Below are 15,179 nucleotides of genomic sequence, written 5' to 3'. Positions count from 1 at the left end.
CTTCATTATTTCAAAGTTTTAGACAATCATCAAACGATTTGAGGGCGATCGCCTTTTGATAAATTTCTAATACTTTGTCCACCTTAATCTCCCAATCGAAACAGTCAACGATTTTTTGTTTCCCCGCCTGACCCATTTGTCGCGCTAATTCTGGATGGATTGCTAATTTAACCATTGCTGTTGCCAATCCATCGATAAATCCTTCGCGCGAGCTAGGTTCGACCAGGATCCCGCAAGATTCATCTAAATAGTCTGTCGGTCCTCCCCAGTTAGTAGCAATGACCGGGATCCCTATTGCCATCGCTTCTAAAATCACCGCTCCCCCACACTCGCATAGGCTTGGCAGAACTAGGGCATCAGCCGATTTAAGCCGTTTGGCACAATCGAGCTGAGACAGCCAACCCAGAAAATGAACCGAACCCGATTGTAGCAAACCCAGTTTTTTAGCTTGTTCTTGCAAAGCGGCTTTTTGATTACCATCGCCAATAATTTCTATTTCTACTGAGACTTGCTTGAGTACTTGCTTGAGAGCGATGAGGAGGAGATCGACGGCTTTCAAATCTACCAGCCTGCCAATATAAATAAATTTCGTCAGTCGTGGTTGGCTCGGTTGAGAATCGATCGCTTCGTTGTCTGCTAACGAACGAGTCGGGTCTTGATTTTGCCAAATCGACAGATCTACTCCATTTTCGACTAATTCAACGATTTTGCGCTCGTCGAACACGCTCTTTGGCAATGCCCTCTTGGTGCGAGCGTTAGCCACCAGTAGAATGGTAGCCCGGCGCTTGCCGGGAATCAAAAGGTTGAAAAAATTAGAGAGAAAACGACCAACGATAAACATCAGAGATTCTAGAGGATTTTGCCGTCTCTGAAAAGCGGGGGGATAATCCATGCCTCCATTCATCGGACCGATGACAACTGGTACGCCCATGCCGAAAATCGTCGATGGTTCTCTAGGGGAAACGGGAATTGGCTGGTGAACGATATCGATATTTTTTTCTTTGATGATTTGCTTAGCAAGGCGACGCTGAAGGATCTGGGTGAGAAATCGCATGACGAACCCCGTGGTGAAGTTACCCAGTTGACCGGGAAGCAGTTGGCAGACTTGCCATAAGAATTTATGCCAAATCGTATCGGCGATAAAGTAAATGCGATCGCATTCTTGGGGAAAGAGGGATTTTAGTTCGTTGCGAGTTCGTTCGTGAACGACTAACCAAGTTTCAATACCGCGTTGGCGCAAAATTCGGAAGTAATGCAAGGGGAGTGCTGCTTCGCCCCCTAGTTTGAAAGAGGCATGTTCGGCTACGATGAGGACTCTCAGGTTAGCAGTGGACATAGATATTTTTACAAAGCCGTAAATCCGAGGTAACGATCAAACTAACTCGATATGGGAATCGTCCCCGATGAGCAAACGTAAAGCTTTCGGTCGTGGCGGCGCGATTTCTAGCTTGGCACGCTGTCCGATAGCGCTGTCTACAATTCTTTGGTGAATGCCGGTGACTTTAGCATCTTGTAAGATAACGCTATGCTCTATGTCTGCCTCGATCAGCGTAACGCGATCGGCGATGCTGGTATAGGGACCGATAAAGCAATTTTCTATATGACAGTCGTTGCCAATAATGACCGGTCCTCGAATCGTGCTGTTGATGATTTTGGAGTTAGCCCCGATCTGAACGCGCCCGCTTACTTGACTTTGAGCATCTACCTGTCCGTCAACGGCAATCTGCAAGCAGGTATCGAGAATAATGCGATTGGCTTCTAGCAGGTCGTCTTTCTTGCCGGTATCGAGCCACCATCCTTGAAGTTGCAGGGCTTCTACGGGTTTCTCGCGATCGATGAGGGATTGAATGGCATCGGTAATTTCCAACTCCCCTCTAGCAGAGGGTTGAATAGATGCGATCGCGCCGTGAATGGCGCTAGAGAAAAAGTAAATTCCTACCAAAGCTAGATTAGACGGGGGATTTTTGGGTTTTTCTACCAACTGCAAGACGCGCCCTTTCTCGTCTACTTTAGCTACGCCAAAGGCAGTAGGGTTGCTGACTGTGCGCAAGAGAATCAGTGCATCTAAATGTTCCTTGGCAAATTCGGCTAGAAAAATATCGAGACTGTCTTGAATCAAGTTATCTCCCAAATACATAATAAAGGGAGAATTTTCTAAAAAGGGTTGGGCGACTTTGACCGCATGAGCCAAACCCAGCGGTCGATCTTGCAGGATATAGGTAATCTTGGCTCCAAAGCGATCGCCATTGCCAGTTTTAGCCTGGATTTCTTTGCCAGTCTCCGGGCTGATGATAATGCCAATATCCGTGATTCCTGCGGCGACAATCGCTTCAATACCGTACCAGAGAATGGGTTTGTTTGCCACGGGAACTAACTGCTTTGCCCCTGTATGCGTTAGGGGACGCAATCTCGTTCCTTTACCGCCTGAGAGAATCAGTGCTTTCATAAATTCAGTATTGGGAGTTAATGAAAGTATTCTATTAGTGAAGCATACTCGATTCGAGAGCCATCTTCCTCATTGCCACCCGTTTTAGATGAGAAATCCGTGCTTCCCAGGTCTTTTCAAAGGTATGCTGGCGGGCAAACTCTAAGGCTTTTAGGGACATCGCTTTAATCGAATGGCGATTTTGACTCAAAGCTGCCAATTGCTGCGCCATTAGCTTGGGTCGATCCATGGGAATCAGCCATCCTGCTTGCGAATATTTCACCACTCCCTCAAAAGCTTCGTTAGCATATCCCACAATCGGCACGCCACACGACATCGTTTCTAGATAGGTGCAGGAGGGATCGCCTTGTGGGTGACAACAAACAAACAGATCTACATTGGCTTTAGCAAACGGAATTAACTCTGTCTTAAAATCGAGCACTCCCATCATTTTGACGCGATCGCTCAGTCGGGTAGCAACGATCTCGCGTTGCATTTTCTCTCTCAAGTCGCCATCTCCACAAATAAACATCTCAAACTGAATTCCCAAGCGCTTAAGTTCTCGCGCTACATCCAGCAAGCGATCGGCTCCTTTCATTTTGATAAGCCGTCCCGAAAAAAGCAATCGCAACGGACTATCTTCCTGGCAGTTGAGGAAACGCTTTTCGATCTCCTCCTCTGTGGCTAGCATCGCTTCGGTTACGCGACCATCAAAATAGAGGAGTGGATTGCGATTGATGGTACGATAGGCTTCATAGGTTGGCGTCCCATTACACTGCACTCCCTCTGCCAGTGCTATTGCCTTGCGCTGCTTCCGTTCCTGATTTTCTTCCCATAGATTTCTGCGCAAGCGAAGCAATGGGTTATTGGTGTTGGCAGCGATTATCTGTTTCCTAGTTTGTAGGCTGTACTCGGTGATGTAGATACACGGGAGATTAGCTGAGTGACAAACTTGACTGAGGTGGTTTTTTCGATAATCTGCACTAGCTAGAACGACAGAAATCTTATTTTCCAACAGTTTTTGCGGAGTGATTTCTTCGGGAGCAATAATTTCCAATTTGAATGGCAATTCGTCTCGTTTGAAGATTTTTTTATGAAAATTTTGATCCCGGTCGGGGTTTTTCTCCATCAAAACTGTAACAGAGCCAGGCCACAAACCATCGTACTTGAGGATTCCCTCTAAAAATTTTTGCTCGATCGCAACTCGATCGCCGGGCAATAGTTCGACTTTAAGGTTTGGAATTACGGCTAAATTCAACTGTTTAGACATCAAATTTGGCTTAGGTTTTGGACTTCAGAAGCTGGACTTTTCTACAAGGCTGAAGGCTTCCATTCCCGATAAATTACTTTAGCCGTTTTGATGGGCGAGTAGCTTTGCCATAAAGAGCGATAATAAAATTGGATTGGCGTGGCTCGGCATTTATCAAGCTTGAGAAGCAAGTTGTTCGAGCATCTGTCTGAGAGAGTCTCGCCAGTAAGGGGGATGACTTCCCAGAATGGCTGAGATTTTTTGACTCGAAAGAACTGAATAGGCAGGACGTTTGGCAGGCATGGGATATTCAGCAGTCGTAATCGGGACGACTTGTCGGATTTTGAGCGGGAAACCAAGTTGTCTTGCCTCTTCAAAAATAGCGATCGCAAAATCGTACCAACTGGCAACGCCACTATTGGTAAAGTGATAAATCCCCCTCGTCGCTTCGCTCATTTTGTCTGAAGAGAGAACGAGTTTAGCAATCGCTTGGGCAATATCTAGCGCCCAGGTGGGACTGCCAACTTGGTCGGCAACGACTCGGATTTCTTCTCGTTCTTTGCCGAGGCGCAGCATGGTTTTGACAAAGTTACCTTTGCCATACGTCCCGTAAACCCAAGCCGTTCTTAGAATGATATGAGATTGGCAAGCTTGCGCGATCGCCGCTTCTCCTGCTAGCTTGGATTTGCCATAAGCACTCAGAGGATTGGGACTATCTTCTTCGACATAAGGCGTATTTTTCTTGCCGTCAAAGACATAATCGGTAGAAACGTGAAGCAGAGTTACTCCTAGCTTCTGGCATTCTTGTGCCATAATGGCAGGCGCGATCGCATTGATAGTGTTAGCCAGTTCTACTTCGGTTTCGGCTTTATCCACTGCTGTATAGGCAGCCGCATTGACGATGAGATCGGGTTTTGCTTCGGCAATAGCTTGACGAATCGCATTCGCCTGAGTCAAGTCCATCGTTTCGCGTCCCACCCCAATCACTTCTCCTAATGGGGCTAGGGTTTGTTTTAACTCTTGCCCTAATTGTCCGTGAATTCCCGTCACTAAAATGCGTTTGGTCATTTGTCATTCGATTTTAGATTTTAGATTTTGGCGAAGCCGCCGCACGCTCCCGGAACCACTTCCGGGAGAACGGCGGATTTTGGATTGGGGACTCAAATAATTGTTAGTGGTTAATTGTCTCCCCGTCTTTCCTTGTCCCCTGCTCCCACACTCCCCGTCCCCCACTCTCCCCTTCTGCCCATCTTTAAAGTTACAGAAAAACTTCAGCTTGCTTGAGGGGTTGACCTGCTCGATCTTTGGTCGATAGGATGGGTTCGGCTTTTAGGTGCCAGTCGATCGCAAGATCGGGATCGTTCCACAGTAAAGTTCGCTCGTATTGAGGTGCGTAGTAATTGGTGGTTTTATACAAAAATTCTGCTACTTCCGAGAGGACTAGAAAGCCGTGGGCAAATCCTTCTGGAACCCAAAATTGTCGCTTATTTTCCGCACTTAGAAGGCAACCTACCCATCGTCCGAAGGTGGGTGAAGTTTTTCTGAGATCGACGGCAACGTCAAACACTTCTCCTACAACAACTCGGACTAGCTTGCCTTGCGGCTGTTGAATTTGATAGTGCAACCCCCGCAAGACGTTTTTGAGAGAACGAGAATGATTATCTTGAACAAAATGTGCCGTTATGCCAGTTTTTTCAGCGAATTCCCGTTCGTTATAACTTTCGTAGAAAAACCCGCGTTCGTCTCCAAAAACGCGGGGTTCTAGGATTAAAACTTCAGGAATTTCTGTGGGAATGATATTCATCAGAGTTATTATCTATGGCGATCGCCCCAACAGATAAGATAGTTTCGTAAGTTAGTGTAGCTTTAAATGGACTTTTTCTCCTAGTTTTTGCAACTGTAACAAACAAGCCCAAGCGCGATCGCCAATTCCTCTGTGCCAGAACCTATTCCCAGGCAAACACATCTGCTAAAACTCCGGCAGGTTCGATAATTCTCTTCGAGTCGGGCGAATCGTAGACGACTAAGACAGCTTTAGACGAATTAGCATGAGGAAATGAGGTTAACCCTTCAGCGCGATCGCTGCCGCTAGTATAAGGAATATCAAATATTCTAACCTATCTCCAACCAAAGGAATTCGAGCGAGAAGATAGCGATTTTTATCTTGTTTAATTGTCTGAAGTCTATTGATATTGTCTGGTTTCGCTTTTTTTCGTTTGCTACTGTGAGATCCGATTAACCAAAGATAGTTTCCATCATAATCCATTCCTTCGATATCGACCTCTTTTTCCTCATCATTAAAATCATTTAGCAATTGCGATAAATAAAAAGATTGATGTTCTCCAAAAGTTTTCCTATCAACCTTTTTTAGTCGCTCGATCGCATTTATTTCATCGGAGGCAACCCAAAGCGTATCTGGCGAGGTAAATACAACTGCGGATAAATCTTGATGGATAGATTTTGAAGGATTTACGTCGTTAAAGTCGAGTTTGACTTGCTCAATTAATTTAGTAGCTATCATTGGTTTGAGGGGTTTTGTCAGTCAGTTTGATAATGGCATGATTTTGCCATTAAAGCTTCAAACCTAGATTTTTGGCGTAAATCGTCAAAAATTACGTTGGAATGAGCTAATTCGATATAAATTTCTGGATAAAGGTCGATCGCCTTTTCTAAGCTATCGAGAGATTCATTAACCTTACCTAGTGCCGCCTGACAGCAGGCTTGGTTATAGTAAGTATAGTCGTCTTCTGGTTCGACTTCTAAGGCGTGCTGGTAGCATGAAATCGCTTCGCCGTAGCGCTGTAGCTGCTGTAGAATAACGCCCTGCTGATACCAAGCCCAATAATCTTGGGGTTTGCTTTCTAACGCTTTTTGATAGTTCGTCAAGGACTCTTCTAGTTTGCCCCAACTGCGAAGGGCGTCGCCGCGACGATACCAACTCCAATAGTCGTTTGGTCGTTTTTCTAAGGCTCTATCGTAACAGGCGATCGCGCTTTCATAGTTGTCGGCAAAGCGATAGGCTTCTCCTTGGCGATAGCGGGCCCAGTAATCATTGGGATAGGCTTCTAGTGCTTTGTCAAAACAGGAGATCGCGCCTTCGTAATCCTCTAACTTTTCTAGGCACAGACAACCTCGATCGTACCAAGACCAGTAATTATTGGGTTGTACTGTTGAGGCGATTTCGTAGCTAGCAGCTGCCTCTTCGTAGCGTCCCAATTCTTCTAGCGTCATACCGTGCTTATACCAAGCCCAGTAATCTCTGGGATAATATTCTATTGCCTTTTCATAGCTAAGTAACGCTTCTTTATGATTCCCCTGCAAGCGCAAGGCATCGCCCATACGATACCAGTCTTGATAGTTATCTGGACGACATTCTAAGGCTTTATAAACTGTAAAAGGCTGTTTCTTTTGCATATTTATTTCTTAAATTATAATCCAAACTAAGTTGCCAAGCTATCGGTATCCGGCAAGAAAAACTCGAACGCCAACTTTGAGAAGCCTATCGCGTCAAGCAGCACTCTGCTTCCTCCGTTAAGCAGAATTTTTCAACTTTTGAAGTCATTAATTCCATCAAGCCCTACCTTTTGCGATCGCAAGTCATCGCATGCACCCATAATTCAATTATGAATTATTTTATCTAGAGCGATTTGTTGCAAGTGTCGGTAGTTTACTTTACCTTGCTGGTTGCGAGGAATATTTTCTACTGGAATCCAATATTTGGGTTGTTTAAATTTAGCGATCTTATCTGCGATCGCAATTTTAAGTTCTTTGAGAGATAAATTCTTCTGTTTGGGAACATAGATAGCAGTTACTACTTGTCCCCATTGGCAGTCCGATAAACCGATTACGACGACATCTGTAACTAATTGAGTTGCTAAAATAGCGGCTTCTACTTCTTTGGGAAAGACATTTTCTCCACCCGTAATAATTTTCTGACTGCTACGTCCGACAATATGCAAGTTCCCTTTTTCATCAAAATATCCTAAATCGTCGGTTTGAAAAGATTTGCGATCGCGATCGATCTCTGGATAATAACCTAGAAAAAGAGACTCTGCTTCTACAGTAATAATACCCGTTTGCTTGGGTTCTAATAACTCATTGCGATCGCTACAAATAGTAACTTTCGCATGAGGTAAAACTTGACCGCTACTATTATTGCCACTTAAAAATCCTTCGGGTTTAAGCGTAACAATTTGGGAGGCAGTTTCTGTCATTCCATAGGTTGGTGCTAGTTTAATTCGATACTTTCTAGCAGTTTCTAAAAGAGATTGCCATGCAGGAGCACCTCCTAGTAGTACAGTATGGAATTGTGATAGCCAATCTGGCTTAGATTCCAAGAGAAATTGGAACTGCGTTGGCACTAATGAAATAAAAAAATCTGAGGGATTTATATCAATACTTTCTCCTGCTTTCAAAGCTTTATATGGCAGAATGGCTAATTTCCCTTCCGTTAGAAAAGAACGGATAAATTGCATTAAACCACCGACGTGATAAAGTGGTAGAACGCAAAAAGAATTGATAGTATCGATATTAAAGTAGTGGCAAAAGCCTTTTACTGAAGCTGTCAGTGTCTCCCAGGTATGAATAGCAAAACGAATTTTTCCTGACGATCCTCCAGTTGGAATCATAATTTTTTGTCCTTGCTCATTTGTCCTTTGTCTTTTGTGAATATATAATAATGACGAAATAGCGGCAACCGATGACGATTTTCCTAAGATTAAATCGGGTTGAACTAGATCGAGAACTTGCTGCCATTCTTGTTGTTGCCAATCTCGATTGCAGAGAAAAATGTGACAGTTAGCAGCAACAGCAGCAAGCAAGGCAGAAAGAAATTTGTAGGGATCTTCTTCTGCTATAAGAATATTTGGCAATTTTTTTTCTGTTGAAAGTTGAGTTAATTGAATCAAGAATTGTTCTACAAGTAAATAAAAATTTTGACTATCATAACCAATAAGCCAATCTTCTTTAGTGCGTTGTTTTAAATATTCTAAGAAATACTCAGGATTAGGGTGATTTCCATGCATGATTAGTCAGAAGAAAGCCAGAGAATCAATTCTCTGTCTAATACCTTAAGTCCTATAAGACGGACTTAAATTTTGAGCTAAGAAATTCATTTCTTGGTTAACTGCAATCAGAATGAAATAACCCTGACTTACTATGAATTCGCAAGTAATCTATAGCATATCCTTCAACAACAAAATTAAGTCGTCGAAGCAATCTACCGCTGCACTCATTAGTAGGACTATAGTTAGCCATGATACGATGCATATTTAGGTCGTTAAAAACAAAATTTATTGCCAGTTTTAGTGCCTCAGTCATTAGTCCTTTCTCTCGTGTTGTTTCAGTTAAACCATATCCTAAAATACAAGCATGAAATGCACCACGAATAAAAGAGAAAAAGTTTATAAATCCAACAATATTATTAGTGAGGTCAAAAATAAACAAATTACAAGCCTTATCATTTTGATAGTCTTGTTGAGAGGTAATAATTGTATTCTTCCAAAATTCAAGGGTATAAAATTCATGAGGTTTCGCAGAAGCAACCTTTTCAAAATGAGCAGCATTATTTTGATAGAAAGAGATAATTTGAGGAATGTCATCTACAGTTGCTAGCCTCAAAAAAACTCTCTCTCCTTGTAAATAAGGAAACACTTGAAATCCCTCTTGATTTATCTCAGAATCCATCATCTTCTTCAAACCAATGATCTATCCCAAAACCTATAGCGCGATTTGGGTTAGAAAGTTCTGCTGCGAGGCGCAATACTGCTTCTCTACCAATTTTAGTTTCAAAGACTGAAGAGAATACGGCATCAATTTTATACTGCTGACAAAACTGACGAAGGCGTTGAGGAGAACCCGCGATCGCAGCTTTAATAATATATATCCCTCGCCATCCTTTTTGATAGCAATTCTCTAATTGTTGTAGAGTAGCAACAGATTCATCTAGTGCGATCGCAGTAGAATAATTGGCACTTAAATCTAACATTAAATCGAACTCTTGAGGCGATAAAGGTTGTTCGATAAACTCAACAATCTGCGTCTCATCAGCTACTTCTAACCAAGCTTTTGCTTCTTCTATACTCAATCCCCCATTAGCATCCAATCGTAACTTTGCCCCTGCTGGTAATGCGCGAACTAGCTTCTTAAATATTGTAATTTCCTCTGCGATCGCGATCGCGCCAATTTTCCATTTGAAGGTAGTTGCTGACTGAAGAATTTCCCACGCTTGTAAAGCATCTTCCCCAGCAGGCAATAGATAACTCAAAGAAAGTCTCCCTCTCTCCCCCTCTGCACCAAATAAATCCTCCAACGCCGACTCAAACCCAAACTGGCAAGCAGGTAAACCCTCTGGAATCGCTTGTATTGTTGCTTGTGTTAATTTTTCCTTCAATTGCTTGCAAAATGCCAACGCCTGTGCAAAAGTCTCCGAACCGAACCAAGGCAAAGGGGCAATCTCGCTACAACCCATCCTACCTGTCTCATCAGTCAAACGAAGAATAATGCCTTCTCTAATTTCCCAAATCCCGCGACTGGTTTTCAAAGGTTGACGGAAACGGCGTCGATAGGGACGAAATTCAAAATGATAGTACATCTTCTATGAAGGTCTGGCATAAGGCATAATTGTAAAAAATTATGTAGGATAACAAACCCTCTGTCATCCTCCTGACCAATGCGATCGCGAATAATGGCAAAACAGCGAGTTTTATCTGGGGTTCAACCCACGGGCAACTTACATTTAGGCAACTATCTAGGGGCAATTCGTAACTGGGTCGAGATTCAGAGCAATTATGACAATTACTTTTGCGTAGTAGACCTACACGCCATTACAGTACCACACAATCCCAAAACCCTAGCCCACGATACCTATACCATCGCCGCACTCTATTTAGCTTGCGGCATCGACTTACAGTACTCTACTATTTTCGTCCAATCCCACGTGAGCGCGCACAGCGAACTTACATGGCTGCTTAACTGTATCACACCTCTAAACTGGTTGGAGAGGATGATCCAGTTCAAAGAAAAAGCCGTCAAACAAGGCGAAAACGTTAGCGTTGGTTTATTGGATTATCCCGTCTTGATGGCAGCCGATATTTTACTTTATGATGCCGATCGAGTTCCTGTCGGCGAAGATCAAAAGCAACACTTGGAACTGACGCGCGATATTGCCATACGAGTTAATGATAAATACGGTAGCAAAGAAAAACCCGTCCTGAAACTTCCCGAACCTCTCATTCGCCAAGAAGGGGCCAGAATAATGAGTCTGACGGATGGCACAAGCAAGATGTCTAAGTCAGATCCTTCGGATATGAGTCGGATCAATCTTCTCGATCCGCCAGAATTGGTTGAGAAGAAAATTAAGCGCTGTAAAACCGATCCTATCAAAGGTTTGACTTTTGACGATCCAGAACGCCCCGAATGCAATAATTTATTAACTCTTTACACGATCTTGTCAGGAAAGACGAAACAAGAGGTGGCAGTAGAATGTCGGGATATGGGTTGGGGACAGTTTAAGCTATTGCTTGCTGAAGTTACCATAGAAGTTCTCAGACCGATCCAAGACAAATATAAAGAAATTATGGATAATAGGGACTATTTAGACTCTATATTGCGAGAAGGTCGCCAAAAAGCCGAGGCGGTTGCCAATAAAACCCTAGAGCGAGTTAAAAATGCCCTTGGTTATCTACCACCCCTTTAGTTATAGAACGGGGATTGTGGGAGGAAGTGGGAGGGTGGGAAGACAAGAGAGAAAACTAACCACCAACCACTAACTACTAACTAATCTCCAATTCTTTCATTCAAAATCCTTTCATCGAATCACTAATGACAACTAGATTTCGTCGTGCCGTTCAAGATAGAGAATTTTTGATTACTGCTGAGGTGACTCCTCCGAAAGGGGGAAATCCAGTGCGAATGCTGGAAATGGCAAAACTGCTCAAAGATCGAGTTCATGCCTTGAACATCACCGATGGAAGTCGCGCTGTCGTGCGAATGTCTTCGATCGCAGCATCAGTAATTTTATTGCAGCATGGCATCGAACCTATCTGTCAGATTGCCTGTCGCGATCGCAACTGCATTGGACTAGAAGCAGATTTAATGGGCGCACATGCTTTGGGAATCCGCACTATTCTGGCGCTAACAGGCGATCCGGTTAAAGCAGGCGATCGCAAAGAATCGAGGTCGGTGTTTGAATTGGAATCGGTTAGACTCCTCAAATTAATTGCCAACCTCAACAGTGGCTTAGATTTCAAAAATCAACCCCTGCCCGACGAACCGCTAGATTTATTTGCAGGCGCTGCCGTCGATCCGCAATTAAAGAGTTGGTCGAGTTTGCAGCAACGATTCGATCGCAAAGTAGAAGCTGGGGCGCAGTTTTTCCAAAGCCAATTGATTACGGATTTCGAGCGACTGGATAAGTTTATGAATCAAATCGCTGCCGGAAGCAACAAACCTATTTTAGCAGGAATTTTCTTGCTCAAATCGGCTAAAAATGCTCAATTTATCAACAAAAATGTTCCAGGCGTTCAGATTCCAGAAGACATTATTAAACGCTTAGCCGATGCGCCCGATCCTCTTCAAGAAGGCGTAAACATTGCCGCCGAACAAGTGCGCTTAGCCAAGCAACTCTGCCAAGGCGTTCATCTGATGGCAGTTAAGCGAGAAGATTTAATTCCTCAGATCCTCGATCTCGCTGGAATTCCTCCTATAGAAAAGCCCGAGTTAAATCCTGTTTAGGTGTCCTCGGTTTTCGCGATCTACAACCCAACCCAGATACTCAACTTACACCCGAAAATATCGATCCCCAAAGCTAACTACTCTTGCAAGACAGTTTAGACTTCCCTTCTTTGTCGCCGAGCTTCGTACAATAATAAGGCTGCCGCGATCGCAACATTCAACGATTCTACTCCTTCACCCAGAGGAATTTTTACTTGCAAGTTGGATAGGGAAACCAACTCTTGTGTCAGTCCTGCCCCTTCATTTCCCAATAAAATTAGAGTTGGGCAGGTAAAATCGATTTCCCAATACAATTTCTTGGCTGTAGGCAGCGTCGCGACTATTTGTACTCCCCGCGATCGATAGTCTGCTACGATTTCGGTTAAATTGAAACTGACGATAATTGGCAAGCGAAACCACGCCCCGGCAGACGAGCGCAAAACTTTTGGATTATCGACATCGACGCTATCGTCGCTTAGCCATAACCCATCTGCCCCGGCAGCAACGGCGGTACGAATAATCGTTCCCAAGTTTCCAGGATCTTGCAATCGCTCTAAAACTAATCCCAATTTTAGATGAGCTAGCTTTGCGGGTCGATCTATTATGCGTAAAGCAGTGGCAACTACTCCATCGGGATGAACCGTCGTTGCGATCGCGCCTAAAACTTCTGGGGAGACTATCTCCACTCTTTGAGCTTGCTTAGACGCTTTTTCCCATAATTGTGGGTAGCGATCTCGCCATTGCTCGGTGCAACAAACTGCTGCTAAGGAACAATTGCTCTCGAACGCCGTCTCTAGCAAATGAGTTCCCTCTAATAAAAACAGATGTTGCTCGCGCCTACCTTTGGAGGAGTGTAGCTTGCGCATCTGTTTGACGAGAGGATTCTGAAGACTCGTAATCATGTTTTGAGTAATAAGGAAGCAAAAATAAAAGGTTAAAAAGTTGCACTTTTGCCTTTTACCTTTTTACTTTTACCTTGCCAATGCGGAACCCGGGACTTGAACCCGGAAGTCTTTGCAGACACTAGAACCTGAATCTAGCGCGTCTACCAATTCCGCCAGTTCCGCAAATAGAACGCCCGATCTCTTATTATGATTCACCGAATAAGATTCGTCAACCATTGACTGGAAACATTATTAATGGTCTATGTCCTTAATTTGAAAGCCAATTAATTAATCGGGATCTTTACAATCTTTTCGGTAAAATCTAATAGGCAAAATGTACGTCCCAAAAAACATTAAGATTTCCCAATATTTGGAGGATAAAGCCATAAACTCCCTGCATAGTTCCAATCATCCCCTCTCCCAGCCCGAAGACGAGCAACCCATTTTACAGATCTGGGGTAGAGCGTCTCTCGAAGGAGAAGTCCGAATTAGCGGTGCCAAAAATTCTGCCCTAGCGATCATGGCAGGGGTACTCCTATGTTCCGATGAATGCCGGCTTCAGAATGTGCCGATCTTAGTAGATGTGACGCGGATGGAGCAAATTCTGGAAGCTCTAGGAGTCAAGCTCAACAGGCAGGGCAACATTTTAGATGTGGATGCTAGCAATATCGGGAAATCCCAAGCGCCTTACGATCTCGTCTCTCAAATGAGAGCTAGTTTTTTTGTCATCGGTCCTTTGTTGACTAGACTAGGCGTTGCTAGCGTTCCACTGCCAGGGGGATGCGCGATCGGAGCGAGACCTGTCGATCTCCACGTTCGCGGTTTGCAAGCGATGGGAGCAGACGTTTGCATCGAACACGGCATGGTTCATGCTTGCGTCAGAGGAAGAAGAAGCAGATTGCAGGGAGCAAAAATTTACTTAGACTATCCCAGCGTTGGCGCTACAGAAACGCTGATGATGGCAGCCACTTTAGCGGAAGGCGAAACCATCATTGAAAACGCCGCTCAAGAGCCAGAAGTCGAAGATTTGGCTAACTTCTGCCGAGCAATGGGAGCGCAAATTAGCGGCGCTGGCACCAATACGATTCTCATTTCTGGAGTCGATCGCCTGCACGAAACGGATTATTCTATTATCCCCGATCGCATTGAAGCGGGAACTTTTCTCGTAGCTGGAGCGATTACTGACTCAGAAATTAGCCTATATCCCGTCATTCCCGAACACTTGGCTCCCGTAATTGCCAAATTGCAAGAGATTGGCACTCAAATCGTTACAGATGCCCCCAATCGCCTGCGCGTCGTACCTGGCGCCCTGCGTGCGACTGATATCGAAACGCTTCCCTATCCAGGATTTCCCACGGATATGCAAGCACAGTTTATGGCACTTCTCGCCATTGCTGAAGGAAACAGCGTCATTAGCGAGACGGTGTTTGAAAACCGCCTGCGCCACGTGGCAGAATTAAATCGCATGGGAGCCGACATCCGCGTTAAAGGAAATCACGCGATCGTCAAAGGCGTGCCCAGGTTATTGGGCGCTCCCGTCATGGCAACCGATTTACGCGCTTCAGCCGCTTTGGTACTAGCAGGTTTAGCCGCCGAAGGCAAGACAATCGTTCAAGGATTGCATCATTTAGACCGAGGGTACGACAATCTAGAAGGAAAGCTAAGTCAGTTAGGAGCCAAACTTCGCCGAGTTACGCCTCAGACACAGACTTCAGCCAAGAGTTCGCCAATTGGTCAGCCCAATTCGCAATTATCGGTTTGCACTTCGCAATTATCACCTCATCAATAAATTGTTTAGCACTCCGACAACAAATTTAGAACTAAATGAATTAGACTTACTAAAACAGTTTGAATTGGGAGCATCCCACTTTCGCAATGAGTAAAAATGCTTAGAGTATTATGGTGTTAA

General features: G+C 44.3%; 15 protein-coding genes and 1 tRNA gene. 3 read left to right on the top strand and 13 right to left on the bottom strand.

What is annotated here, in order from left to right:
* Window positions 1–10: 10 nt before the first annotated feature.
* The 11 genes from NIES593_RS18720 to NIES593_RS18670 all read right to left on the bottom strand — a co-directional run bounded on the left by NIES593_RS18720 (window position 11) and on the right by NIES593_RS18670 (window position 10,266).
* Window positions 11–1,336 carry a glycosyltransferase family 4 protein gene (locus tag NIES593_RS18720; protein ID WP_083602490.1) on the bottom strand — a complete coding sequence of 442 codons (1,326 nt, stop codon included), beginning with the start codon at window positions 1,334–1,336 and terminating at the stop codon, window positions 11–13.
* Between the two features lie 36 nt (window positions 1,337–1,372).
* Window positions 1,373–2,446 carry a glucose-1-phosphate thymidylyltransferase gene (locus tag NIES593_RS18715; protein ID WP_073601022.1) on the bottom strand — a complete coding sequence of 358 codons (1,074 nt, stop codon included), beginning with the start codon at window positions 2,444–2,446 and terminating at the stop codon, window positions 1,373–1,375.
* A 34-nt stretch (window positions 2,447–2,480) separates the two neighbouring features.
* Window positions 2,481–3,695 (bottom strand): glycosyltransferase family 4 protein, encoded by a 1,215-nt coding sequence (locus NIES593_RS18710; protein ID WP_073601021.1) that lies wholly within the window; start codon window positions 3,693–3,695, stop codon window positions 2,481–2,483.
* Window positions 3,696–3,848: 153 nt separating this feature from the next.
* Window positions 3,849–4,742 carry a dTDP-4-dehydrorhamnose reductase gene (gene rfbD / locus NIES593_RS18705; protein WP_073601020.1) on the bottom strand — a complete coding sequence of 298 codons (894 nt, stop codon included), beginning with the start codon at window positions 4,740–4,742 and terminating at the stop codon, window positions 3,849–3,851.
* Window positions 4,743–4,932: 190 nt separating this feature from the next.
* On the bottom strand, window positions 4,933–5,478 hold the full coding sequence (gene rfbC / locus NIES593_RS18700; RefSeq protein WP_073601019.1) for a dTDP-4-dehydrorhamnose 3,5-epimerase: 546 nt from the start codon (window positions 5,476–5,478) through the stop codon (window positions 4,933–4,935).
* Between the two features lie 142 nt (window positions 5,479–5,620).
* Window positions 5,621–5,776 carry a DUF3616 domain-containing protein gene (locus NIES593_RS25825; protein ID WP_425432551.1) on the bottom strand — a complete coding sequence of 52 codons (156 nt, stop codon included), beginning with the start codon at window positions 5,774–5,776 and terminating at the stop codon, window positions 5,621–5,623.
* Window positions 5,737–6,195 carry a DUF3616 domain-containing protein gene (locus NIES593_RS18690; protein ID WP_073601018.1) on the bottom strand — a complete coding sequence of 153 codons (459 nt, stop codon included), beginning with the start codon at window positions 6,193–6,195 and terminating at the stop codon, window positions 5,737–5,739. The genes NIES593_RS25825 and NIES593_RS18690 overlap by 40 nt, the downstream gene beginning before the upstream one ends.
* 17 nt (window positions 6,196–6,212) lie before the next feature.
* Window positions 6,213–7,088, bottom strand: a complete 876-nt coding sequence (locus tag NIES593_RS18685) for a tetratricopeptide repeat protein (protein WP_073601017.1) — start codon at window positions 7,086–7,088, stop codon at window positions 6,213–6,215.
* A gap of 203 nt (window positions 7,089–7,291) precedes the next feature.
* On the bottom strand, window positions 7,292–8,698 hold the full coding sequence (locus NIES593_RS18680) for a 2-succinylbenzoate--CoA ligase (RefSeq protein ID WP_073601016.1): 1,407 nt from the start codon (window positions 8,696–8,698) through the stop codon (window positions 7,292–7,294).
* Between the two features lie 97 nt (window positions 8,699–8,795).
* Window positions 8,796–9,362: a GNAT family N-acetyltransferase gene (locus NIES593_RS18675; RefSeq protein ID WP_083602489.1), complete on the bottom strand. Its 567-nt coding sequence runs from the start codon at window positions 9,360–9,362 to the stop codon at window positions 8,796–8,798.
* A complete protein-coding gene (locus tag NIES593_RS18670) occupies window positions 9,349–10,266 on the bottom strand; it encodes an o-succinylbenzoate synthase (RefSeq protein ID WP_073601015.1) in 918 nt (305 codons plus the stop codon). Before NIES593_RS18670 ends, NIES593_RS18675 begins: the two co-directional genes overlap by 14 nt.
* 93 nt (window positions 10,267–10,359) lie before the next feature.
* Between NIES593_RS18670 and trpS the strand changes: the two genes are divergently transcribed.
* Window positions 10,360–11,370: a tryptophan--tRNA ligase gene (gene trpS, locus NIES593_RS18665; protein ID WP_073601014.1), complete on the top strand. Its 1,011-nt coding sequence runs from the start codon at window positions 10,360–10,362 to the stop codon at window positions 11,368–11,370.
* A 125-nt stretch (window positions 11,371–11,495) separates the two neighbouring features.
* Window positions 11,496–12,407 (top strand): methylenetetrahydrofolate reductase, encoded by a 912-nt coding sequence (locus tag NIES593_RS18660; RefSeq protein ID WP_073601013.1) that lies wholly within the window; start codon window positions 11,496–11,498, stop codon window positions 12,405–12,407.
* Between the two features lie 95 nt (window positions 12,408–12,502).
* On the opposite strand, the gene NIES593_RS18655 is transcribed toward NIES593_RS18660, so the two are convergent.
* Both NIES593_RS18655 and NIES593_RS18650 read right to left on the bottom strand, forming a co-directional pair.
* Complete coding sequence (locus NIES593_RS18655) at window positions 12,503–13,288, bottom strand: TrmH family RNA methyltransferase (protein WP_073601012.1); 786 nt, start codon at window positions 13,286–13,288, stop codon at window positions 12,503–12,505.
* Window positions 13,289–13,369: 81 nt separating this feature from the next.
* A tRNA-Leu gene (locus tag NIES593_RS18650) sits at window positions 13,370–13,453 on the bottom strand.
* Between the two features lie 151 nt (window positions 13,454–13,604).
* Between NIES593_RS18650 and murA the strand changes: the two genes are divergently transcribed.
* The gene (murA, locus tag NIES593_RS18645) at window positions 13,605–15,059 is read left to right on the top strand and encodes a UDP-N-acetylglucosamine 1-carboxyvinyltransferase (RefSeq protein ID WP_139253746.1); all 1,455 of its coding nucleotides are present in this window, start codon (window positions 13,605–13,607) and stop codon (window positions 15,057–15,059) included.
* The last annotated feature ends 120 nt before the right edge of the window (window positions 15,060–15,179 follow it).

Origin of the sequence: Hydrococcus rivularis NIES-593 (genome assembly GCF_001904635.1) — a bacterium.
In the GTDB taxonomy this organism is placed as follows: Bacteria; Cyanobacteriota; Cyanobacteriia; order Cyanobacteriales; family Microcystaceae; genus Hydrococcus; species Hydrococcus rivularis.
This window is presented reverse-complemented; position numbering and strand designations above follow the sequence as displayed.